Annotated in this window: 21 protein-coding genes; 12 read left to right on the top strand and 9 right to left on the bottom strand. The window is 72.5% G+C overall.

Annotated elements, in window-relative coordinates:
• Window positions 1-17 precede the first annotated feature (17 nt).
• A complete protein-coding gene (locus QUV83_RS11735; protein ID WP_289564697.1) occupies window positions 18-695 on the top strand; it encodes a thymidine kinase in 678 nt (225 codons plus the stop codon).
• A gap of 8 nt (window positions 696-703) precedes the next feature.
• Here the strand turns inward: QUV83_RS11735 and sepH are convergent, their stop codons facing one another.
• On the bottom strand, window positions 704-1,876 hold the full coding sequence (gene sepH / locus QUV83_RS11730; RefSeq protein WP_289564696.1) for a septation protein SepH: 1,173 nt from the start codon (window positions 1,874-1,876) through the stop codon (window positions 704-706).
• A 110-nt stretch (window positions 1,877-1,986) separates the two neighbouring features.
• Here sepH and QUV83_RS11725 point away from each other — a divergent pair, with 110 nt between their 5' ends.
• The 3 genes from QUV83_RS11725 (at window position 1,987) to QUV83_RS11715 (ending at window position 3,988) form a co-directional block, all read left to right on the top strand.
• On the top strand, window positions 1,987-2,625 hold the full coding sequence (locus QUV83_RS11725) for a trimeric intracellular cation channel family protein (RefSeq protein ID WP_289564695.1): 639 nt from the start codon (window positions 1,987-1,989) through the stop codon (window positions 2,623-2,625).
• A gap of 93 nt (window positions 2,626-2,718) precedes the next feature.
• Window positions 2,719-3,528, top strand: a complete 810-nt coding sequence (locus QUV83_RS11720) for an inositol monophosphatase family protein (RefSeq protein ID WP_289564748.1) — start codon at window positions 2,719-2,721, stop codon at window positions 3,526-3,528.
• Between the two features lie 160 nt (window positions 3,529-3,688).
• Complete coding sequence (locus tag QUV83_RS11715; RefSeq protein WP_066589715.1) at window positions 3,689-3,988, top strand: DUF4193 domain-containing protein; 300 nt, start codon at window positions 3,689-3,691, stop codon at window positions 3,986-3,988.
• A 172-nt stretch (window positions 3,989-4,160) separates the two neighbouring features.
• Here the strand turns inward: QUV83_RS11715 and QUV83_RS11710 are convergent, their stop codons facing one another.
• Window positions 4,161-4,628 (bottom strand): DUF3093 domain-containing protein, encoded by a 468-nt coding sequence (locus QUV83_RS11710; RefSeq protein ID WP_289564694.1) that lies wholly within the window; start codon window positions 4,626-4,628, stop codon window positions 4,161-4,163.
• A 69-nt stretch (window positions 4,629-4,697) separates the two neighbouring features.
• Here QUV83_RS11710 and dut point away from each other — a divergent pair, with 69 nt between their 5' ends.
• The 4 genes from dut to QUV83_RS11690 all read left to right on the top strand — a co-directional run bounded on the left by dut (window position 4,698) and on the right by QUV83_RS11690 (window position 7,097).
• A complete protein-coding gene (dut, locus tag QUV83_RS11705) occupies window positions 4,698-5,174 on the top strand; it encodes a dUTP diphosphatase (RefSeq protein WP_289564693.1) in 477 nt (158 codons plus the stop codon).
• Window positions 5,175-5,267: 93 nt separating this feature from the next.
• Window positions 5,268-5,990, top strand: a complete 723-nt coding sequence (locus QUV83_RS11700; RefSeq protein ID WP_436231909.1) for a DUF3710 domain-containing protein — start codon at window positions 5,268-5,270, stop codon at window positions 5,988-5,990.
• Window positions 5,987-6,355 (top strand): OB-fold nucleic acid binding domain-containing protein, encoded by a 369-nt coding sequence (locus tag QUV83_RS11695; protein WP_289564691.1) that lies wholly within the window; start codon window positions 5,987-5,989, stop codon window positions 6,353-6,355. Before QUV83_RS11700 ends, QUV83_RS11695 begins: the two co-directional genes overlap by 4 nt.
• On the top strand, window positions 6,348-7,097 hold the full coding sequence (locus QUV83_RS11690) for a DUF3159 domain-containing protein (RefSeq protein ID WP_354003942.1): 750 nt from the start codon (window positions 6,348-6,350) through the stop codon (window positions 7,095-7,097). The genes QUV83_RS11695 and QUV83_RS11690 overlap by 8 nt, the downstream gene beginning before the upstream one ends.
• Here the strand turns inward: QUV83_RS11690 and QUV83_RS11685 are convergent.
• Window positions 7,030-7,704 (bottom strand): potassium channel family protein, encoded by a 675-nt coding sequence (locus QUV83_RS11685; RefSeq protein WP_289564690.1) that lies wholly within the window; start codon window positions 7,702-7,704, stop codon window positions 7,030-7,032. The genes QUV83_RS11690 and QUV83_RS11685 overlap by 68 nt on opposite strands.
• Window positions 7,701-8,351, bottom strand: a complete 651-nt coding sequence (locus QUV83_RS11680; RefSeq protein WP_289564746.1) for a potassium channel family protein — start codon at window positions 8,349-8,351, stop codon at window positions 7,701-7,703. The genes QUV83_RS11685 and QUV83_RS11680 overlap by 4 nt, the downstream gene beginning before the upstream one ends.
• A 135-nt stretch (window positions 8,352-8,486) precedes the next feature.
• Here QUV83_RS11680 and QUV83_RS11675 point away from each other — a divergent pair, with 135 nt between their 5' ends.
• Together QUV83_RS11675 and QUV83_RS11670 are read left to right on the top strand one after the other, a co-directional pair.
• Entirely contained in the window at window positions 8,487-10,490 is a 2,004-nt protein-coding gene (locus QUV83_RS11675) for an APC family permease (protein WP_289564689.1), read from the top strand.
• A gap of 10 nt (window positions 10,491-10,500) precedes the next feature.
• Window positions 10,501-11,748 carry a class I SAM-dependent RNA methyltransferase gene (locus QUV83_RS11670; protein ID WP_289564745.1) on the top strand — a complete coding sequence of 416 codons (1,248 nt, stop codon included), beginning with the start codon at window positions 10,501-10,503 and terminating at the stop codon, window positions 11,746-11,748.
• A gap of 60 nt (window positions 11,749-11,808) precedes the next feature.
• On the opposite strand, the gene QUV83_RS11665 is transcribed toward QUV83_RS11670, so the two are convergent.
• The 3 genes from QUV83_RS11665 to QUV83_RS11655 form a co-directional block, all read right to left on the bottom strand.
• Window positions 11,809-12,342 carry a RidA family protein gene (locus tag QUV83_RS11665; RefSeq protein ID WP_289564688.1) on the bottom strand — a complete coding sequence of 178 codons (534 nt, stop codon included), beginning with the start codon at window positions 12,340-12,342 and terminating at the stop codon, window positions 11,809-11,811.
• A 101-nt stretch (window positions 12,343-12,443) separates the two neighbouring features.
• Window positions 12,444-13,889, bottom strand: coding sequence for an amino acid permease (locus QUV83_RS11660; protein WP_289564687.1), 1,446 nt, complete (start codon window positions 13,887-13,889; stop codon window positions 12,444-12,446).
• Between the two features lie 110 nt (window positions 13,890-13,999).
• Window positions 14,000-15,376 carry a tryptophanase gene (locus tag QUV83_RS11655; RefSeq protein ID WP_289564686.1) on the bottom strand — a complete coding sequence of 459 codons (1,377 nt, stop codon included), beginning with the start codon at window positions 15,374-15,376 and terminating at the stop codon, window positions 14,000-14,002.
• A 187-nt stretch (window positions 15,377-15,563) separates the two neighbouring features.
• Between QUV83_RS11655 and QUV83_RS11650 the strand changes: the two genes are divergently transcribed.
• On the top strand, window positions 15,564-16,265 hold the full coding sequence (locus QUV83_RS11650; RefSeq protein ID WP_289564685.1) for a helix-turn-helix transcriptional regulator: 702 nt from the start codon (window positions 15,564-15,566) through the stop codon (window positions 16,263-16,265).
• Here QUV83_RS11650 and QUV83_RS11645 read toward each other — a convergent pair.
• Window positions 16,262-18,181 (bottom strand): glycoside hydrolase family 127 protein, encoded by a 1,920-nt coding sequence (locus QUV83_RS11645; RefSeq protein WP_289564684.1) that lies wholly within the window; start codon window positions 18,179-18,181, stop codon window positions 16,262-16,264. The genes QUV83_RS11650 and QUV83_RS11645 overlap by 4 nt on opposite strands.
• A gap of 142 nt (window positions 18,182-18,323) precedes the next feature.
• Window positions 18,324-19,271 (bottom strand): DUF4349 domain-containing protein, encoded by a 948-nt coding sequence (locus QUV83_RS11640; RefSeq protein ID WP_289564683.1) that lies wholly within the window; start codon window positions 19,269-19,271, stop codon window positions 18,324-18,326.
• A 174-nt stretch (window positions 19,272-19,445) separates the two neighbouring features.
• On the opposite strand from QUV83_RS11640, the gene QUV83_RS11635 reads away from it, so the two are divergent.
• Entirely contained in the window at window positions 19,446-19,625 is a 180-nt protein-coding gene (locus QUV83_RS11635; RefSeq protein WP_289564682.1) for a translation initiation factor 2, read from the top strand.
• Window positions 19,626-19,811 lie beyond the last annotated feature (186 nt).

Raw genomic sequence — 19,811 nt, 5'->3', positions numbered from 1 at the left:
ACCGGAGGACCACCCGCATGGCTGAGCTGGCCTTCTTCTCAGGCACGATGGACTCCGGCAAGTCGACACTGGCGTTGCAGATGCACCACAACCACGCCGCCCGCGGGCGTGACGGCCTGCTGTTCACGTCGCACGATCGCTCGGGCGAGGCGCGGCTGTCCTCGCGCCTGGGCCTGAGCGTCCCCGCGCAGGAGGTGACCCCCGCCACCGACTTCTGGGCTGAGGTCGTCGAGCGGCGCACCCGTGGCCGCGCGGTGGACTACCTCATCTGCGACGAGGCGCAGTTCTACACAGCCGAGCAGGTGGACCAGTTGGCGCGGGTGGTGGACGACCTCGGGGCGGACGTGTTCGCGTTCGGCATCGCCACCGACTTCCGCGCCCGGCTGTTCCCCGGGTCCGCGCGGCTGTTCGCGATGGCCGACCGGGTCGAGGTGCTGCAGGTGCAGGCGCTGTGCTGGTGCGGCGCCCGGGCCACCCACAACGCCAGGACGGTGGGCGGGGTGATGGTGGTCGAGGGCGAGCAGGTCGTGGTCGGCGACGTCGACACCGCCCATGAGGGCGACGAGGTCGGCTACGAGGTGCTGTGCCGGCGCCACCACGTGCGCCGCCAGACGGCGCGCACCGCGCAGGCCGCGGCTCCGTCGCCCCAGACGCTGGGGCTGCTGGCGGAGTCGCCCGAGCCCGAGGCCGTCTGAGCCCCCGCTTACTCGGGCTTGGCCCCGAAGACGATCTCGTCCCAGCTCGGCACCTTCGCGCGGCCCTTGCGCGCCTTGGGGCGCTCGGACGCCGGAGCGTCGTCCTGCGCGGGAGCCACCGCGACGTCGGCGGCGGGCCGGCGGCTGCCGGCGGGATGGGCGTCACGCACTGAGGACGCCGCGCTCGAGACGCGGTCGGCCAGCTGGGGCGCCGCAGCGGCCCGCTCTGGGCGGGCTGCCCGCTCATGCCCAGCCCCGCTGCCGGGCAGCGACGGCAATGCCGGCACGTCGCCCGCGGGGACGGGCGCGGGGGTCAGCACCTTCGCCTCGGCGGCCGGGTCGGCGTCCACCGGATGCGCGCCGGGCACGCTCGACTCGAAGTCGAAGGCGTGCGGGGGGCCGAAGCCCTCCCACTCCTCGTCGTCGTCGAGGTCGAGCTGCTGGCGCACCCCGCGACGGGAGCTGAGGTCGTCGAGCAGGGCAGCGGTCTTGTCCTCGGGCTCGGGCTCGGGCTCGACGGGGGCGCCGGCGGCTGGGCGCAGCGTGCCGTCGGCCTCGACATCGAAGACGACGTCGCGCACCGCCGCGAGGTGACGCCGGGCGATGGGCTCGTCGGCGATCTCCGTCTCGGAGAGCCAGCGCGCCTCGTCCTCGTCGGCCAGGACCACGCGCTTGGCCGGGTCGAAGGTCCATCGGGCCTCACGCGGCGCGTCGCCCACCATGAAGCGCGCGACGACGACCCAGGGGCCGGACTGCAGGCGGTGCGCGTCCCACGCGAGGGTGGCCAGTGCGACGCCGCGGGCGGCGAGCCGGTCTGTGACCAGGTCGCCGAGCTCGGGCGCGCCCGCGTCGCGGCCCACCCGGGTGGCCCGTGCCTGGTCCGCGATGAACGCGCGCTCGGCGAGCACGGGGCCCTCGTAGCGCCGCACATGCTCGACCTGGAGGCCCGCGTCGTCCGCCACCTCCTGGGCTGTGCGCCCGGCGCGGATGGCGGTTTGGATCTCGCGGGGGCTCAGCGCGCCGGCCTGCGCGGACCGCAGCTGCTCGAGCTGTGGCCGGTCGCGGCGCACGGCGGCGCGCAACGGCTCGTCGATGCGCAGGCGGAAGCGCTGCCCGTCGGACGTGGCGAGCACCAGGTGCTCGCCGTCGTCGTGCAGGCCCACCAGCTCGAGCTCACCCATTAGACCTCCCTGTAGCTCACCGAAGAGCCTCCCACCGATGTCGCCCGTTCGGCGGTAAGCGGCCCGGTGCGCCGCGCGGCGGACGCGCCGCGCCCTGCGATGATCGTCGCATGCTGCCGGAGCTGCCCTTCGAGCCCGTCATGGAGTTGGTGGGGATCTTCGTGGGCGCGCTCTCCGGAGGCCTCGCGGCGGTCCGCAAGAGATTCGACCTGTTCGGGGTGCTCGTCCTCGCCTGGGCCGCGGGCCTCGGCGGCGGGTTGATGCGCGACGTCCTCATCGGCGCCATCCCCCCGGTGGCGATCGCGGACTGGCGGTTCATCGTCACCGCGCTCGCCGGCGGTGTGGCGATGTACTTCTTCCACCCGCGACTGGTCCGCGCGCGGCGCACGATCGCGGTGCTCGACGCGGGCGCACTGGCGCTGTTCGCCGTGGTCGGGACCGTCAAGGGGCTGCAGTTCGACGTGGGCGTGGTCGCCGCCGTCTTCGTGGGGACGATCACCGGCGTCGGGGGCGGCGTGCTGCGCGACCTGCTGACCGCCGAGGTCCCCGCCGTGCTCCATCATCGCGAGCTGTACGCGGTCCCCGCGCTCGTGGGCGCCGCCTCGACGGCCCTCCTCTGGGGGACGGGTGTGCTGACGAGCGTCACCGCGGCGCTCGTGGTCGCCGTGGTGTTCGTGCTGCGGCTGCTGGCGATGCGCTTCCACCTCAACGCGCCCGGGCCGTGGGAGGGGTTCCGCAGGGCCGTGTGAGCCGCGGCGCGGCCGGTGGGCCCCGTCGGGCACGATGGACGGGTGAACACGACACCGGATCCCCTGCCTGACGCAGCGCTGCCTGACGCCGCAATGACCCAAGAGCTCGTCGCCCTCGCGGAGACGCTGGCGCGGGCCGCCGGCCGGCTCGTCCACGACGGCCGGCCTGATCGCGTGGACGTCGCGGCCACGAAGTCCAGCCCGATCGACGTCGTCACGGCGATGGACCTCGCGTCCGAGGCGCTGCTGCGCGAGATGCTCGCCGAGCACCGGCCGGACGACGGCGTGCTGGGGGAGGAGGAGGGCTACGTCCCGGGGACGACGGGGCTGACGTGGGTCCTGGACCCCATCGACGGGACCGTGAACTACCTCTACGGCATCCCGGCCTACGCGATCTCGGTCGCTGTGGTCGCGGGGGAGCCCGACCCGCAGGAGTGGACCGCGGTGGCCGGCTGCGTGCAGTCGGTGTCGGATGGGCGCACGTACACCGCGGGCCGGGGCCTGGGCGCGCGCCTCGACGGGCGGCGCCTGCAGATCAATGCCGCGCCGGACCTCGCGACGTCGTTGGTCGGCACGGGATTCGGATACGTTGCCCAGCGGCGCCGCGCACAGGCGCGTATCGTCGCAGAAGTACTTCCCCAGGTGCGTGATATTCGTCGCATCGGGTCGGCGGCGTTGGACCTCTGCTCGATCGCCTCTGGTGGTCTGGACCTGTACTACGAGCGAGGTCTCAACCCGTGGGACCTGGCTGCGGGCGGGCTGGTCGCACAGGAGGCGGGGGCCGTGCTGACCGGCCTGGACGGGCGAAAGGCGGATGCCGAGATGACAGTGGCCGGACCTGCGGGGACAGTGGCGGAGCTTGTGGAGATCCTGGAACGGATGGGCGCCGCGAGCGACGAATGAAAGCGTCTTCCACCAACTGTCCGAAGTTGGTCATTTGTCCGTGTGTGCACGGCCAAGAGAAATAGTGCAGAATCCGCAGCGCTACGGGAACAAACGTCGAGGCTGACGCATTGAGCCCGCATAGGAAGATCCGCCGACGACACGGAGTGTGACCCAGCTCATGGCAACCGACTACGACGCCCCGCGCAAGACCGAGGAGGACCTCAGCGAAGACTCGCTGCAGGAGCTCCAGGCTCGGCGCTCCGACAAGAACTCGGGCGTGGTGGATGAGGACGAGACCGAGGCAGCGGAAGGTTTCGAGCTCCCGGGCGCCGACCTCTCCTCAGAAGAGCTCTCGGTGCGCGTGCTCCCGCGGCAGGCGGACGAGTTCACCTGCACGCGCTGCTTCCTCGTGCACCACCGCAGCCAGCTGGCGTTCGAGAAGAACGGCCAGCCCGTCTGCTCGGAGTGCGCTGCCTGACCACTGCTCGGCGCGCCACCACGGCGCCTGACAGACGCCCGACGCGAAGGCCGGCAGGCCGGGGGTTCCACCCCGGCCTGCCGGCCTCACGCATGCCCGCGTCCGGCAGCGCCCGGCAGTGCCCGGTCGTGCCCGCCGTGCAGGTCGTGACAACTGGTGCGGGCGCGCGCGGTCAGCGGCTGCCGGCGCCGATCGCCGCGGCGAGCCGCTCGGGCTGCCGCGTCGAGACGAGCCAGTAGGGCGTCGGGTCGGCGGGGTCGACGACCTCGACCCGCACAGCCGTGCCCGCCCAGGCCCGCAGCACGACATGGGCGCGCGGGTCGTAGCCGGGCCCGGTCTCGTGGCGGGTCTGCTCGCGGTCGAGCGCCCTCGGCGAGGCGAGCAACGCGAGGGGGATGTGCGCTTCGCCCACCCACAGCTCGTCGTCGGCGACGCGCACCAGGGGAGAGGTCCGCAGGGCGAACACCACGGCGGCGACGAACGTCACCACGCCGGCCGCCAGGGCGAGGGCCGTGCTCACCGGGTAGAAGACGGCGGCCATCACGCCACCGGCGGCCACGGTGAGGAACCAGCCGAGGGGCCCGGGCAGCACCCGCTCGGAGTAGGCGCTGCGGACAGGGCGGGAGACGTCGTCGTGCATGCGACCAGCATCCCATCCCCACGCGGCGCGGCGTCCCCGTCCGAGGTGGGAGCGGTAAGGTCTGCCACCGTGACGGCTGACACCACCCTCGAGGTCCTCCTCCTCCGGCTCGACGACGCGCTCCCGGCGCCCTCCTACGCGCACCCGGGCGACGCAGGCGCCGATCTCGTGGCCCGCGAGGACGTGACGATCCCCCCGCAGGGCCGCGCCACGGTCCCCACCGGGGTCGCGATCGCGCTGCCGGACGGCTACGCGGCGTTCGTGCACCCGCGCTCGGGCCTGGCCGCCCGGCATGGGCTGACGATCGTCAACGCGCCCGGCACCGTCGACGCCGGGTACCGCGGCGAGATCGCCGTGACCTTGCTGAACACCGACGTGAGCGAGCCGATCGAGCTGCGGCGCGGCGACCGCATCGCGCAGCTCGTGATCCAGCGCGTCGAGCGGGCGCGCTTCGTGGAGGTCGAGCGGCTGCCCGGCTCCGACCGTGGCGAGGGTGGATTCGGCTCAAGCGGCGGATGGCTCGCTGCGGCTGCCCCCTCCGTGTGACATGCCGCGCGCCCGACACTAGGTCGGACGCCGCGAGCGGATTAGTGTCGAGGTGGAGGCCTCTGGTGGCCTCCAGTGAGAAGGGAAGTTCCGGTGGGCCTTTTCCGGCGTGACGCGCGTTCGAACGACACCGAGGATGCGGTGGCGGACGACGTGACAACGGCCCCGGACGCCTCCAGCGAGGTGGACGACGCGAGCCCGGCCGAGCGCGGGCGTGGCCCGTGGGACGCCGCCGAGGCGCCCGAGTCGGGTCCGCGGGTGGACCTGGGCGCGATCCTGCTGCCCGGCGTGCCCGGCATGGAGCTGCGGATGGAGATCGACAAGTCGACGTCCGTGGTCTCGGCCGCGCAGGTCAACCTGGACGGATCCTCGCTGCAGGTGCAGGCCTTCGCCGCGCCGCGCACCGAGGGCATCTGGGATGAGATCCGCGAGGAGATCGCCGAGTCGGTCACGAAGCAGGGCGGATCGGCCGACGACCTGCCCGGGCCGTTCGGCCGCGAGCTGCTGGCCCGGCTTCCCGTCCGCACCGCGGAGGGCCGCACCGGGCACCGCCCGGCCCGGTTCATCGGCTGGGACGGGCCGCGCTGGTTCCTGCGCGGGGTCCTCACCGGCAAGGCCGCCGTCGACCCCGAGGCGGCACAGACGCTCGAGCAGGTGTTCGCCGACATCGTGGTGGTGCGCGGCGACGAGGCCCGGCCCCCGCGCGACCTGCTCGCGCTGCGCCTGCCCGGCCAGGACCAGAACGTGGTCCCCGGCCCGGCGGCGCCGAAGTTCGAGCCCCCGACGCGTGGCCCCGAGATCACGGAGATCCGATGAGCCTTCGCGACGCCCTGCACAAGGCTGTCGCCTCGCAGGAGCAGGTCGAGGCGGACGAGGAGCGCGAGCACGCGCTGCGCTCCACCGGGTGCGTCCCGGTGGCGTCCGTGGCCGACCGGCGCCGCGCCAGCGTCTCCGGCGTGCTGCGCTCGGTGACCCTGCGGCCCCGCGAGGGCGTGCCCGCGCTGGAGGCCGAGTTGTACGACGGGAGCGGCACCGTCGACCTCGTGTGGCTGGGCCGGCGGTCCATCGGCGGCGTGGAGCCCGGGCGCCGGCTGCGGGCCGAGGGCCTGGTGTGCTCGCTCGAGGGCCGCCCGACGATCTACAACCCCCGCTACGAGCTGCGGCCGCGGTCCGGTGAGTGACGCCCGCGATCCGGCGGACGAGGTCGCCGCGCTCGACGACCTGACGCAGCCCGAGGAGGGCGGCGCCCGCGGCATGCGGGTGATCACCGCCGACCAGTTCTCGCTGTCCGAGGCTGTGGGCGGGGTGCGCGGCCTCATCGAGTCCGTGGCGCCCGGGCTGCTGTTCGTCGTGGTCTACCTCGTGGCCGGGCAGCAGCTCACCCCGGCGCTGGTGGCCGCGGGCGGCGCCGCCGTCGTCGCGGTGCTAGCGCGGCTGGTGCAGCGCACTCCCGCCACCCAGGCGTTCTCGGGGATGCTCGGCGTCGCCATCGGCGTGGTCTGGGCGTGGCGCTCCGGCCAGGCCGAGGACTACTTCCTGGTCGGGATCCTGACCAACATCGCGTACCTCGTCGGGTTCGTGGCGTCGCTGGTCGCGCGCTGGCCCGTGGTCGGCGTCGTGGTGGGCCTGCTGAGCTCCGACGGGCCGCTGGGCGGCGGCGCCTGGTCGAAGGTCGGCGCCTGGCGCTCCGACCGCGCGCTGCGCCGCCGGTACATGTGGGCGACCTGGTCCTGGGCGGGCATGTTCGCCGCCCGGCTCGCGGTGCAGGTGCCGCTGTACCTCGCCGGGCAGGTGGCGTGGCTGGGCACCGCGAAGCTCGCGATGGGCGTGCCGCTGACGGCGCTCGTGCTGTGGTTCAGCTGGCTTCTGGTCCGCGGTTCAGGATCCGCTCCAACGCCTGCTCGTCCGCGTCCCGGCTCGTGACGAACAGGAGCTCGTCGCGGCCCTCGATGGTGTCGTCCGGGCTCGGGGTGATCGGCCGGTCGTCGCGCACGATGCACGCCAGCACGATGTCGGTGGGCCACACGACCTGACCGACGCGGCTGCCGACCAGCGGGGAGTCGGCGGGCAGCGTCAGCCCGAGGATGCCCGCGCCCGACTGGTGGAACGTGAAGATGCGGACCAGGTCGCCGACCGCGACGGCCTCCTCGACCATCGCCGTCATGATGCGCGGCGTCGAGACAGCCACGTCCACGCCCCACGCCTCGTCGAACATCCACTCGTTCTTCGGGTTGTTCACCCGGGCGACGGTGCGCGGCACGCCGTACTCCGTCTTGGCGAGCAGCGAGATGACCAGGTTGGCCTTGTCGTCGCCGGTGGCGGCGACCACCACGTCGCACTCGTCGACCTTGGCCTCGGTGAGCGTGGACAGCTCGCAGGCGTCGGCGAGCAGCCAGTCCGCCTCGGAGACCTGCGCGACGCGCATCGCGGACGGCTGGCGGTCCACGAGGGTGACCTCGTGGCCGTGCCCCAGCAGCTCGCGGGCGATCGAGCGGCCCACCGAGCCGGCTCCGGCGATGACGACCCTCATGCTGTCTCCTCGGGGGCGTTGGTGAGGGCGCGCTCCACGTCGGAGAGGTCGTCGGCGCGCGCGAGCACGTGCACCGTGTCGTCCTCTTGGAGCACGCTGTCGCCGGTGGGCAGCATGCCGTCGCCATAGCGGGTCAGGTAGGCGACCCGCGCCCCGCTGAGCAGCTCCAGGCTCCGCACTGGGCGGCCCACCCAGCCCGGGTGCACGTCGACCTCGGCGAGGACGATCTGGCCGGACGCGTCGTGGTACTCGCTCGTGGCGCCCATGGGCAGCAGCCGGCGCAGCACCTGGTCGGACGTCCACCGCACGGTCGCGACGGTGGGGATGCCGAGGCGCTGGTAGATCTCGGCGCGATGCGGGTCGTAGATGCGCGCCACGACGGTGCCGACGCCGTAGGTCTCGCGGACCACGCGGGCGGCGAGGATGTTGGAGTTGTCCCCGTCCGAGACGGCCGCGAAGCCGTAGGCGTCGTCGATGCCCGCCTGGACGAGCGTGTCGCGGTCGAAGCCGAGGCCGGTGACCTTCTTGCCCCCGAAGTCGGCGTCGAGGCGCCGGAACGCGTCGGGGTTCTGGTCGATGACGGCCACGGAGTGGCCGTGGTTCTCGAGCGACTGGGCGAGGGTCGCGCCGACTCGGCCGCAGCCCATGATCACGAAGTGCACAACCGGCCACGCTATACCCCCGGCGACGTGGGCGCCGCGGCCCCCGGCGGTGGGGATCGCGCGGGGTGGGGCGCAGGGACGGTGCACGGGGGGAACCTGACAGGCCTAGCATGGGCTCCCGTGTCGGACATCGCGGATGCCGCCAAACGCCTGGTGCTCGGACGACCCGTCCGCAGCGACCGGCTCGGCCATACCCTCCTGCCCAAGCGGATCGCACTCCCGGTCTTCGCCTCGGACGCCCTCTCCTCCGTCGCCTACGCGCCCGACGAGGTGCTGCTGACCCTCGCCGCCGCCGGCCTCGCCGCCACGGTCATCTCGCCGTGGGTGGGTGTGGGCGTCGTGGTGGTGATGTTGACGGTCATCGCGTCCTACCGGCAGAACGTGCACGCGTACCCGTCGGGCGGCGGCGACTACGAGGTCGCCACCGTCAACTTGGGGCCCCGCGCCGGGCTCACCGTCGCCAGCGCCCTGCTCGTCGACTACGTGCTCACCGTCGCCGTGTCCATCTCCGCCGGGGCGCAGTACGCCGCGTCGGCGCTGCCCGAGCTGCGCGGCCACGAGGCGACATTCGCGGTGGGCCTGGTGACGCTCCTGGCCATCGCGAACCTGCGCGGGGTGAAGGAGTCCGGGCGGGCATTCGCGGCGCCGGTGTACCTGTACATGCTGGCCATCGGCGCCATCGCCGCCACCGGGCTGGTGCGCTACCTGAGCGGCAACCTGCCGCAGGCCGCCAGCTCGGCGCTCGAGATCGTCCCGCAGTCCGACCTCGACCAGGGGTTGATGGGCATCGCCGGGGTGTTCCTCGTGCTGCGGGCCTTCGCCTCCGGGTCCGCCGCCCTGACCGGCGTCGAGGCCATCAGCAACGGCGTGCCCGCCTTCCGCAAGCCGAAGTCGAAGAACGCCGCCACGACGCTCGCCCTGCTCGGCGGGATCTCCGGCGCGTCGCTCCTGTCGATCCTGCTGCTGGCCCGCGCCACGGGCGTGCACTACGTCGAGGACCCCGCGTCACAGCTGCTGCGCGACGGCGTCCCCGTCGGCGAGGACTACGTGCAGCACCCCGTCATCGGCCAGCTCGCCGAGACGGTCTTCGACGGCGTGCCCGCGCTGTTCATCGCCGTCTCCGTCGTCACCGGGCTCATCCTGGTGCTCGCCGCCAACACGGCGTTCAACGGGTTCCCCGTGCTCGGCTCGATCCTCGCCCGCGACGGCTACCTGCCCCGCCAGCTCCACACCCGCGGGGACCGGCTCGCGTTCTCCAACGGCATCCTCACCCTCGCGGCTGCCGCCGTCGCGCTGATCTGGGCGTTCGACGCCCAAGTCACCCGGCTCATCCAGCTCTACATCGTCGGCGTGTTCGTCTCCTTCACCCTCAGCCAGCTCGGCATGGTCAAGCACTGGACCCGCGAGCTGCGCACCGTCGCCGACCCGGCCACCCGGCGACGGATGCGGCGCTCGCGGGTGGTGAACAGCGTGGGCCTGGCGATGACGGCCACGGTGCTGCTCATCGTGCTGGTGACCAAGCTCACGCATGGGGCGTGGATCGCCATCCTCGCCATGGGCGTGGTGTTCATGCTGATGCGCGGGATCCGCGCGCATTACGACCGGGTGCGTGCCGAGCTCGCCCTGGGGGACGACGTCGACGAGGCGCGCGCCCTGCCCAGCCGCGTGCACGCCATCGTGCTGGTCTCCCAGTTGCACCGTCCCACGATGCGCGCCATCGCCTATGCGCGGGCCGCGCGGCCCCAGGTGCTGGAGGCCGTGACGGTGGGGGTGGACGCCGAGGATGTCGCACGGCTGCGCGAGACATGGGAGGCTCTGGACCTACCGGTGCCGCTGAAGGTGCTCGACTCGCCCTTCCGCGAGATCACCCGGCCCGTGCTCACGTACGTCCGATCGATCCGTCGGGAGAGCCCACGAGACATCGTGGTGGTCTACATCCCCGAGTACGTCGTCGGACACTGGTGGGAGCAGCTGCTGCACAACCAGAGCGCGCTGCGGCTCAAGGGAAGGCTGCTGTTCACACCTGGCGTCGTCGTGGCGTCCGTGCCGTGGCAGCTGGCCTCCACTCACGGACAGACAGGCATGGAGGACACAGTGCGAGGAACGGTGACGCGTGGTTACTGACGTCGGCGACATGGTCGAGCTCGAGATCGGCCCGGTGGCCCATGGCGGCCATTGCGTCGCGCGGATCGGGGCCGACGCGGACGGCCGCGGGGGCCGGGTCGTCTTCGTCCGGCACACGCTGCCCGGCGAGCGGGTGCGCGCGCGCCTGACGGAGACGGGGGAGAAGTCCTCGTTCTGGCGGGCCGACGCGGTCGAGATCCTCGAGCCCTCGCCGGACCGCGTGCCCTCAGCGTGGCCCGAGGCCGGACCGGGCGGTGTGGGCGGCGGCGAGCTGGCGCATGTGTCGCTGGCCGGGCAGCGGGCCTGGAAGGCGGCGGTGCTGGCCGAGCAGCTGCAGCGGCTCGCCCACCTGGAGCGCGAGGTGGAGGTCGAGGCGGCCCCCGGCGACGAGGAGCGCGGCGGCCTGGGCTGGCGCACCCGCATCGACCTGGTGGTGGACGGCAGCGGCCGCGCGGGCATGTCGGGCTTCCGCTCGCATGACGTGCACGCGCTGGACTCGATGCCGCTGGCGCACGAGGCCATCGCGGAGCTCGGGCTGTTCGAGCGGACCTGGAAGGCCGGGTCCCGCATCGAGGTCGTCGCACCCGCGGGCGGTGACGCGCCGGTGGTGCTCGTCGACGGCGAGCCCTTCGACCTGCGCCGCGGCCGGGTCGACGCGCGCCCGAACGCGCGGACCTCGGTCCGCGAGAACGTGCATGTCGCCGGGAAGGACTACACGTACCGCGTGGCGGCCTCCGGGTTCTGGCAGGTGCACCGCGAGGCCCCGGCGCTGCTCGCGCAGGCGGTGCTCGACGGCCTGGGCGACGTGGACGGCTGGACGGTGCTGGACCTGTACGCGGGCGCCGGGCTGTTCACGGCTCCGCTGTCCGACGCGGTCGGCCCCGCTGGGGCGGTCGTGGCCGTCGAGGGCGACCCGCAGGCGCTGCGGGACGCGCGGCGCAACCTGCATGACAGGTCGAACGTGGAGCTGCACGCCGGCGACGTCGGCCGCGTGATGCTCGAGGACGCCGAGGGCAGCATCGTGCACGCCGACGCCGTCGTCCTGGACCCGCCGCGCGTCGGCGCCGGGCGCAAGGTCGTCGAGGCCATCGCCGGGCTGCGGCCCGAGCGCGTGGTCTACGTCGCGTGCGACCCGGCCGCGCTGGCCCGCGACCTGGCGTACTTCGCCGAGCACGGCTACCGGCTCGACGGCCTGCGGGCTTTCGACCTGTTCCCGATGACGCACCACGTCGAGGCAGTCGCGGTTCTGACCCGCTAGCCGTCAGCCGGCAGCGGGAGGACGGGTGCGCCCATCCTCCCGCCGCCGGCCCGGGCGGGCTCAGCCGCCTGTGACGACCCTCTCGTCGGCCTCGACCTCGACGACGAGCTCGATCTCGACCGGGGCGTCGAGGGGGAGCGCGGCCACGCCGACCGCGCTGCGCGCATGCGCCCCGGCGGCCCCGAAGACGGCGTGCAGCACCTCGCTGGCGCCGTTGACCACTGCGGGCTGCCCGGTGAAGCCCGGGTCGCTCGCGACGAACCCCACCAGCTTCACCACGCGCCGGATGCGGTCGATGCCCCCGGCCTGTGCGGCGGCGGCGGCGATCGCGTTGAGGGCGGCCGTCCGGGCCAGCAGCGTGGCCGCCTCGGGGGTGACGCAGCCGGGGCCGTCGCCCACCTTGCCGCGCTCGTCGAGCCGGCCGTCGACCAGTGGCAGTTGGCCTGACGTCCAGACCCAGGCCCCGGAGCGGACGGCGGGCTCGTAGGCGGCGACAGGCGAGGCGACGACGGGGAGGACGAGGCCGTGGCGGGCGAGCCGGGCCGAGTGCGCGCCGCTGGCGTCGGGCTCGGCAGGCGGTGTGGTGGTGGGCATGGGTGCTCCAGGTGGTTCGACGGCGGGCGCGGCGACGTCCGTCGGTGAGGGTGGGTGGGCGGCCCCCGTCAGCGGCGTCGCTGACGGAGGCGCCCGGCCGGTCAGCTCTCGACGGGGGCGGGCCGGCGCTCGGACCTCGTCTTGAACCGGAAGGCGACGTACAGGATGCCGACCCAGACGGGGCCGACGTACAGCGCGTACCGGAAGTCCGGCAGGAAGGCCATGAGGACGACGACCCCGGCCAGGAACACGAGCACGATGTAGTTCGACACGGGGTAGAACGGCATCTTGAAGCCGAGCTTCTCGACCTCGGCGGCGCCGATGCGCTTGCGGAACTTCATCTGCGTGATGACGACCATCGTCCAGTTGAAGACGCCGGCGATGAGCGCGACGGCCATCGTGTAGAGGAACACCTTCCCGGGGACCAGGAAGTTGAGCACCACGGCCAGCGCGGTGACGGCCGAGGAGGTCAGCACCCCGGCCATCGGGGAGCCGTTGCGGTTGAGCTTGCCCAGGTACTTCGGGGCGTTGCCCTGCTGCGCGAGGCTGTAGAGCATGCGCCCGTTGCTGTAGAGGCCGCTGTTGTACGCGGACACCGCCGCGGTGAGGACCACCACGTTGAGCAGCGCCGCGGCGCCCGCGATGCCGATGTTGTCGAAGATGATGACGAACGGGCTGCCGCCCTCGCCGATCTGGTCCCACGGGAAGATGCAGAGCATCACGAGGATCGCGCCGACGTAGAAGATGAGGATCCGGTAGACAACCTGGTTGATCGCCTTGGGGATGCTGCGGCGCGGGTTCTCCGCCTCGCCGGCGGTGATGCCGATGAGCTCGACGCCCCCGAAGGAGAACATCACCACGACGAGCGCGGTGGCCATGCCCCACAGGCCGTTCGGGAAGTAGCCGCCGTGCTCCCAGAGGTTGGAGATCCCGGTGGAGCTCGTCTGGCCGACGCCGAAGAACACGATCACGGCGCCGAGGGCGATCATCGCGATGATCGCGACGACCTTGACGATCGCGAACCAGAACTCGAACTCGCCGTAGGCCTTGACGCTGACCAGGTTCACGCACGTGACGATCAGCAGGAAGATCGCGGCGGACACCCAGGTCGGGACGTCGGGGAGCCAGAAGTTGACGTAGATCCCCACCACGGCCAGCTCGGCCATGCTCACGGCGATGTAGTTGAACCAGTAGTTCCAGCCGGAGAAGAACCCGGCGAAGCGTCCCCAGTTGGTGAAGGCGTAGTGGCTGAACGCCCCGGAGACCGGGGTGTGCCACGACATCTCGCCGAGGGCGCGCATGATCAGGAAGATCACCGCGCCGCCGATCAGGTACGCCAGCGTGATGGACGGGCCGGCCATGCCGATGCTGGACGCCGAGCCGTAGAACAGCCCGGTGCCGATCGCGCCGCCCAGCGCGATCATCTGGATATGGCGGTTCTTCAGCCCTCTCCGCAGGCCGCCCTCCGTGGTGGGGGCATCCTCACCGCCGGTCGGAGCGACGGACGGATCGGCGCTGGCCGTTCCCTCGCGTGCCTCTGTGCTCATGATCGTTCAGGTCCCTTCGTCGTTGAAAGGCGGCCGAGGCCAGGACGAGGGCCGGCGCTCGTGACGACGGCCCTCGTCCGCCACCGGTGTCCGGTGGTGGGGGGATGCGGTCAGTCGACCGGCTTGAGGTGCGAGGTGAAGTGGCGCAGGACCTTGGGCTCCCAGGTGATCTGGTAGCCCTTGATGCCGGCGGCGCGGTCCCGGATGGCGATGAGGGCGTCGGCGACCACGTCGAGGTGGGCCTGGGTGTAGACGCGGCGCGGGATGGCCAGCCGGGTGAACTCGAACGGCGCGCGCTGCTGCTCGCCCGTCTCGGGGTCCCTGTCCATCATGTAGGAGCCGATGTCGCAGCCGCGGATGCCGGCCTCGATGTACAACTCGACGGTGAGGGCCTGGCCGGGGAACTCGTCGTACGGGATGTGCGGGAGGAGCTTGCCGGCGTCGATGAAGACGGCGTGGCCGCCGACGGGGTTCTGGAACGGGATGCCCGCCTCCTCGAGCCGCGCCCCGAGGTACTGCATCTGGCCGATGCGGTAGCGCAGGTAGTCGTAGTCCAGGCCCTCGTAGAGGCCCGTGGTCATGGCCTCGAGGTCGCGGCCCGCGAGCCCGCCGTAGGTGAGGTAGCCCTCGAAGGAGATGACGCGCGTCTTGATGGCGTCGACGAGCGGCCCGTCCTCGCGCACGGCGAGCATGCCGCCCATGTTGACCAGCGCGTCCTTCTTGGCGCTCATGGTGAAGACGTCGCCGTGGCTGAACATCTCGCGCGTGATCTCCAGCGGCGTGGCGTCGGCGAACTCGGCCTCGCGCTCCTTGATGAAGAACGCGTTCTCGGCGTACCGCGCCGCGTCGATGACGACGAGGATGCCGTGCTCCTTGGCCAGCGCGGCGGTCTCGCGCATGTTGGCCATCGAGACGGGCTGGCCGCCGACGCTGTTGTTGGTGATCGTCATGACGATCGCGGCGATGTTCTCCGCGCCGTGCTCGGCGATCAGCGACCGCAGGCGGGGCACGTCCATGTTGCCCTTGAAGTCGAAGTAGGCGCCGGAGTCGAGGCCCTCGGGGCACACGCAGTCGATCGCGCGGCCGCCGGCGAGGCCGACGTGGGCCCGCGTGGTGTCGAAGAACATGTTGGAGATGACGTACTGGCCGGGCGTGACGATCAGCGGGAAGAGGACCTTCTCCGCAGCGCGGCCCTGGTGGACGGGCTGGACGTAGTCGTAGCCGAAGATCTCCTTGCCGGCCTCGATGAGCCGGTAGTAGCTGCGGCCGCCGGAGTACGACTCGTCGCCCCGCATGATCGCGCCCCATTGGGAGTCGCTCATGGAGCCCGTGCCGCTGTCCGTCTGGAGGTCGATGTAGACGTCCTCGGCCGAGAGCGAGAACGCGTTGTAGTGGGCGTCCCGGATGAAGGCCTCGCGCTCTGCGCGGGTGGTCATCTTGATCGGTTCGACCATCTTGATCTTGAACGGCTCGGGCATGTACCGCATGGCGCCTCTCCTCATGTCGCAGCCGGGCGGGGGGCTCCGGCTCCAGGTGCGTCAGAACTTCAACTCTTCGTTGAAAGCCTCAACGCCTGTCGGGAGCGTAGCGGCAACCTTTGAAGACTTCAACAGGCATTTGAGTTAATCAACATCGTGTCATGATGGTCTTCACATAGTTGAGAGGGTCATGAGGATGACAAAGCGAACCGCACCCGACGCAGGACCTTCGACACCCGAGGCGGAGCACGTGCTCGCGGTGCTCTCGGCCCTCGTCGAGCCGCTGGCGGGCACGCTGCCCGGCGACGCCGAGGTCGTCCTGCACGACCTGCGCCGGCTGCCCAACTCGATCGTGGCCATCGCCGGGGACGTCACCGGCCGCAGCGTCGGGAGCCCCTCCACCGACATGCTGCTGCGCAAGGCCGCCGAGGGGACCCTGGCGACCACCGTCGGCTACGAGACGCGCCTGCCTGACGGCCGTGTGCTGCGCTCGACCACCATCGTCATCCGCGACAGCAACGACACGCCCGTCGCCGCGCTCTGCGTCAACGCCGACGTCATGATCTGGCAGGCCGTCAAGGCGATCGCCGAGGCCATGCTCCCCGGCGCCAGCCCTGCCTCCGACAGCGAGGCGCAGGCCGAGCCGCCCGCGGAGAACTTCGTCCGCGACATCGACGAGCTCGCCCAGCACCTCCTGACCGAGGCCATCGGCGCCTGCGGCGTGCCCGTCGAGCTCATGCAGAAGAAGCACAAGCTCACAGTCGTCAGCGACCTCAAGGACCGGGGCTTCTTCCTGCTCAAGGAGAGCGTGGAGATCGCCGCCCAGGCGCTCCAGGTCACCCGGTTCACGATCTACAACTACCTCAACGAGCTCGGCAACGAGGAGGACGGGGCCTAGGCCAGGGGGAGCCACACCCGCATCGGGCCCGGCTCCCGGTTGCCCCACCGCGCGTACGGGATCGCTGTGGCCTCGACCCACTCGCAGGCCGCCACGTCCCGCTCCCCAGCAGGCGCCGTGGCGTACAGCCCGGCATCGCCGGCAGGCCGGGTGACGGCTGCCAGGCGCAACGTCGGGAGCGAGCCCGGCGCCCCGGGCGTCACCCCGATCTCCGCGCCCGGCAGCAGGACGAGGTCCTCGATCGAGCCCTGGCCGGGATGGTCGGCCTGCTCGACGCAGTAGACGACGGGCCCGCGCAGCACCGCTCGCGTGCCGCGCACCGCGTCGACCCGTGGGTGGGCCGCCACCAGCCGAGGCTCCATCGCCAGCTCGAGGTCGACCCGCAGCCGGGCCGATGCGCTGCCCCGCACGACGACGTAGCCGTCGCGGACCTCCGGCTCGCCCACCTCGATCCCGTCGACGGCCAGGCTCCACTGTGTGGCCCAACCGGGTGTCCTCAGGGCGATCGCCGCGCCGTCCGCGAGCCGCCCGTCGAGCTCCACGTGGACGACGCCGCTCGCCGGGTAGTCGGTCGTGACGCGCAGCGTGCCCTGGCCCAGGCCCGGGGGGAGGTCGATCTCGGCGGCGGTGAGCAGGTGCACGTAGAGCGTGTCCTCGTCGCGGGTGCTCACGTAGGCGTGCAGCGACGCGACAAGGCGCGCGATGTTCGGCGGGCAGCACGCGCAGGCGTACCAGGGGGTGCGGCGCGATGGGGCGTTCTCCTCCTCGCGGTGCCCTGCGCGCAGGTGCAGCGGGTTCGAGTAGAAGAACGCGCGCCCGTCCTCGCCGACGGCGGCCGCGATCGCGTTGAGCAGCGCGCGCTCCATCGCGTCGGCGTGCCTCGAGCCGCCCTCCACCAGCAGCATGCGGTGGCCCCACATCACGTCGCCGATGGCCGCGCAGGTCTCCGCGTACGCGCGGTCCGGCGGCAGCTCGTACGGGTCGCCGAAGGACTCGTCGAAGTGCCGTGACCCCAGGGCGCCGGTGAGGTGCATCTTCTGCTCATGGGCGGAGGCCCACTGATCGCGCATGGCGCCCAGCAGGCTCGGGTCGCCCTGCTCGGTGTAGACGTCCGTCACCCCGGCGTTGAGGTACACCTGGCGCACCGCGTGCCCGGTCGCCTCGCGCGAGGCGCGCACCGGGGCATGGTCCTGGAAGTAGTGCGGGCCGAGCCGGTCGGGTCCCAGCAGGCCCTGGCCGCGCGCGTCGACCATGCGCCGGGCGAGGTCCAGGTAGGGGTCGTGGGCCGTGGTGCGGTACAGCTCGACGAGCGCGGTCTCGATCTCCGGGTGGCCGCACACCCCGATCTGCCCGTCGGGACCGAAGCGGCGCACCAGGAGGTCGGCCGCGCGCCGGGCCAGGTCCAGGAAGTCGGTGCGCCCGGCGCCGCGGTGCAGGGCGATGGCCGCCTGCACCAGGTGGCCCGTGCAGTACAGCTCATGCGACCACCGCAGATCGCTGAACCGCTCGTCTGGACGCGTCCCCTGCACCCACGAGTTGAGGTAGCCGTCGGCGTCTTGCACGGCGGCGAGCAGCTCGAGGGTCGCGTCGAGGAAGCCGTCCCACTCCGCCGTCCCGGTGCGGCCGATCTCCCAGCCGATCGCCTCGAGCACCTTGTAGACGTCGGAGTCCGCGAAGTTGTAGCCGACATGCGGCCCGTCGGCGCGGCCGACCACACGCCGCAGGTTGTCGAGGGCGCCGCTGTCCTCCAGCATCTCGACGCAGTGCGGGATGGTCGCCGCGGCGTTGAGGCGCTGCCAGGCGCCCAGGTGTCCGTCGGGGTCGAGGCGGATGGAGCTGGCCGGCAGCGGCTGCTGGGCGAGCCGCTCGGCGGCGCGGGGGGCCACCGGGCCGCTGTGGGGGGAGGGGGTGCGCATGGGCTTCCTTGCCGTGCGGGGGACAACGTCGTTCGACGTACCCTCGCCGCGCTTTACAACGTTGTCAAGGAGTGCGCCCCGCGGCCACGGTGCGGCCGTGGGCAAGCGCCGTGAGCAAGCGCTGCGGCGAGCATGCGCTGCCTCACATCGCGCCGCCAGCGCCATCGGCCGACGCCGACACCTCCGCCGCCGAGCGGCGCCGGCGGGCGGCCCGCACCACGGCGACGGCCGCCACCGCGAGGACTCCGCCCAGCGCGGCCCAGGGGAGCAGTGCGCCGACGACCACCAGCAGGCCGCCGAGCACCGTCACGAGCGCGTTCCACCCGGCCTGCAGCCCGCCCAGGAACCCCCCGGTGGACGGCGGCCCCGCCTCGACGAGCGGCGTCGTGGAGATCTGGATCGTCAACGTGGACAGCGCGACCTCCTCGGCGATCCGGGCGCGCTGGGTCTGCATGCTCTCCAAGGTCGCCTGCCGCTCCGCGAGGGCGTTCTCGGCGGAGATGATGTCCGAGTTCGTCGTGGCGCGTGACAGCAGCTCCTCCATCCGCGACGCGGAGAGCCGCATCGCGCGGATCCGCGCGTCGAGGTCCTGGACGTCGCCCGTCACGTCCTCCGCGGTGAGGTCGACTCGGCGGACCTCGCCGATGTCCTCGAGCGCCGTGAGCGTCGAGGTCATGTCGTCGGACGGGATGCGCACCGTCAGCCAGGCGACTGCCTCCTGCCCGTCGGCGCCGGCACTCTCCGAGCGCGCGTCCACCCGGCCTCCGTCGCGCTCGACGAGCGCCACCACCGCGGCCGCGGCGGCCCGGGGGTCCTCGGCGGCGAGGGTGACCTCACCCCGCGTGATGACCTCCCGGGGGCTGGCTGACGTGTCGGCGACCGATCCCAGGGCGAGCGACTCGTCGGCGGCCGCGTCACTGCCGCCGCCGTCGCCACCGCCGGCCTGCTCCTGCGTCATGGTCATCCCTGAGCCGAACTCGGCGCTCGCGCCGCCGACCGCGGAGTCGCCGCTCGCCGAGCAGGCCGCCACCAGCGCGACCAGCAGGATCGAGCTCGTGATCAGGACGCGTCGTCGCATGTCAGGCCTCATGTCCGCAACCTAGGCGGCGCGCATGGGGCGCGGCGGCGAAGTGACGCGAACGTGACCGGGTCGTCATCCGATCGTGCCGGTCGGCGGGGCCCGCCACTCCCTCGCGCGCGCGGCGGGGGAGTCATAGCCTGGGATGTCGCCGGCCCACGGGTGGCCGGGAGGGGAGATGGGCTCATGACGGGTGCGGGGGAGAGCGCAGCGGCGCGACGGCTGGCCGAGGCGAGCAGGGCGGCCACGATCGAGCTGCACAAGCAGGGCACGCCCGAGTACGACCAGCGCGCTCATCAGCGCGCGGTCGAGGCGGAGCGCAAGGCGGCGGAGGCGGTCGCGGCGGAGCGCGAGGCCCAGGGCTGAGCCGAGGCGGCGCGCCGTCGAGGGCGTCGTGTCGGCTGAGGTGGTGTGGGGCGGAGTGTCGCTGGGCGGGCGTCGGGGCGCTAGGATGTATCTTGACGTCGAGATATCCAGGCTGACCCCGCCGCGTAGGCTGGCGGCAGCCCCAGGACCACCGCGAACGGCCACCCAGCCGCCGCAAGACCGCCC

The organism is Cellulomonas cellasea (genome assembly GCF_030372105.1).
Taxonomy (GTDB): domain Bacteria; phylum Actinomycetota; class Actinomycetes; order Actinomycetales; family Cellulomonadaceae; genus Cellulomonas_A; species Cellulomonas_A cellasea_A.
This window is presented reverse-complemented; position numbering and strand designations above follow the sequence as displayed.

Bases quoted from the DNA above. Each gene is read 5' to 3' on its own strand.
- QUV83_RS11735 (WP_289564697.1), top strand. From the start codon at position 18: ATGGCTGAGCTGGCCTTCTTCTCAGGCACGATGGACTCCGGCAAGTCG.
- sepH (WP_289564696.1), bottom strand. From the start codon at position 1,876: ATGGGTGAGCTCGAGCTGGTGGGCCTGCACGACGACGGCGAGCACCTG.
- QUV83_RS11725 (WP_289564695.1), top strand. From the start codon at position 1,987: ATGCTGCCGGAGCTGCCCTTCGAGCCCGTCATGGAGTTGGTGGGGATC.
- QUV83_RS11720 (WP_289564748.1), top strand. From the start codon at position 2,719: ATGACCCAAGAGCTCGTCGCCCTCGCGGAGACGCTGGCGCGGGCCGCC.
- QUV83_RS11715 (WP_066589715.1), top strand. From the start codon at position 3,689: ATGGCAACCGACTACGACGCCCCGCGCAAGACCGAGGAGGACCTCAGC.
- QUV83_RS11710 (WP_289564694.1), bottom strand. From the start codon at position 4,628: ATGCACGACGACGTCTCCCGCCCTGTCCGCAGCGCCTACTCCGAGCGG.
- QUV83_RS11695 (WP_289564691.1), top strand. From the start codon at position 5,987: ATGAGCCTTCGCGACGCCCTGCACAAGGCTGTCGCCTCGCAGGAGCAG.
- QUV83_RS11685 (WP_289564690.1), bottom strand. From the start codon at position 7,704: ATGAGGGTCGTCATCGCCGGAGCCGGCTCGGTGGGCCGCTCGATCGCC.
- QUV83_RS11680 (WP_289564746.1), bottom strand. From the start codon at position 8,351: ATGGGCTGCGGCCGAGTCGGCGCGACCCTCGCCCAGTCGCTCGAGAAC.
- QUV83_RS11670 (WP_289564745.1), top strand. From the start codon at position 10,501: ATGGTCGAGCTCGAGATCGGCCCGGTGGCCCATGGCGGCCATTGCGTC.
- QUV83_RS11665 (WP_289564688.1), bottom strand. From the start codon at position 12,342: ATGCCCACCACCACACCGCCTGCCGAGCCCGACGCCAGCGGCGCGCAC.
- QUV83_RS11660 (WP_289564687.1), bottom strand. From the start codon at position 13,889: ATGAGCACAGAGGCACGCGAGGGAACGGCCAGCGCCGATCCGTCCGTC.
- QUV83_RS11655 (WP_289564686.1), bottom strand. From the start codon at position 15,376: ATGCGGTACATGCCCGAGCCGTTCAAGATCAAGATGGTCGAACCGATC.
- QUV83_RS11650 (WP_289564685.1), top strand. From the start codon at position 15,564: ATGACAAAGCGAACCGCACCCGACGCAGGACCTTCGACACCCGAGGCG.
- QUV83_RS11645 (WP_289564684.1), bottom strand. From the start codon at position 18,181: ATGCGCACCCCCTCCCCCCACAGCGGCCCGGTGGCCCCCCGCGCCGCC.
- QUV83_RS11640 (WP_289564683.1), bottom strand. From the start codon at position 19,271: ATGAGGCCTGACATGCGACGACGCGTCCTGATCACGAGCTCGATCCTG.
- QUV83_RS11635 (WP_289564682.1), top strand. From the start codon at position 19,446: ATGACGGGTGCGGGGGAGAGCGCAGCGGCGCGACGGCTGGCCGAGGCG.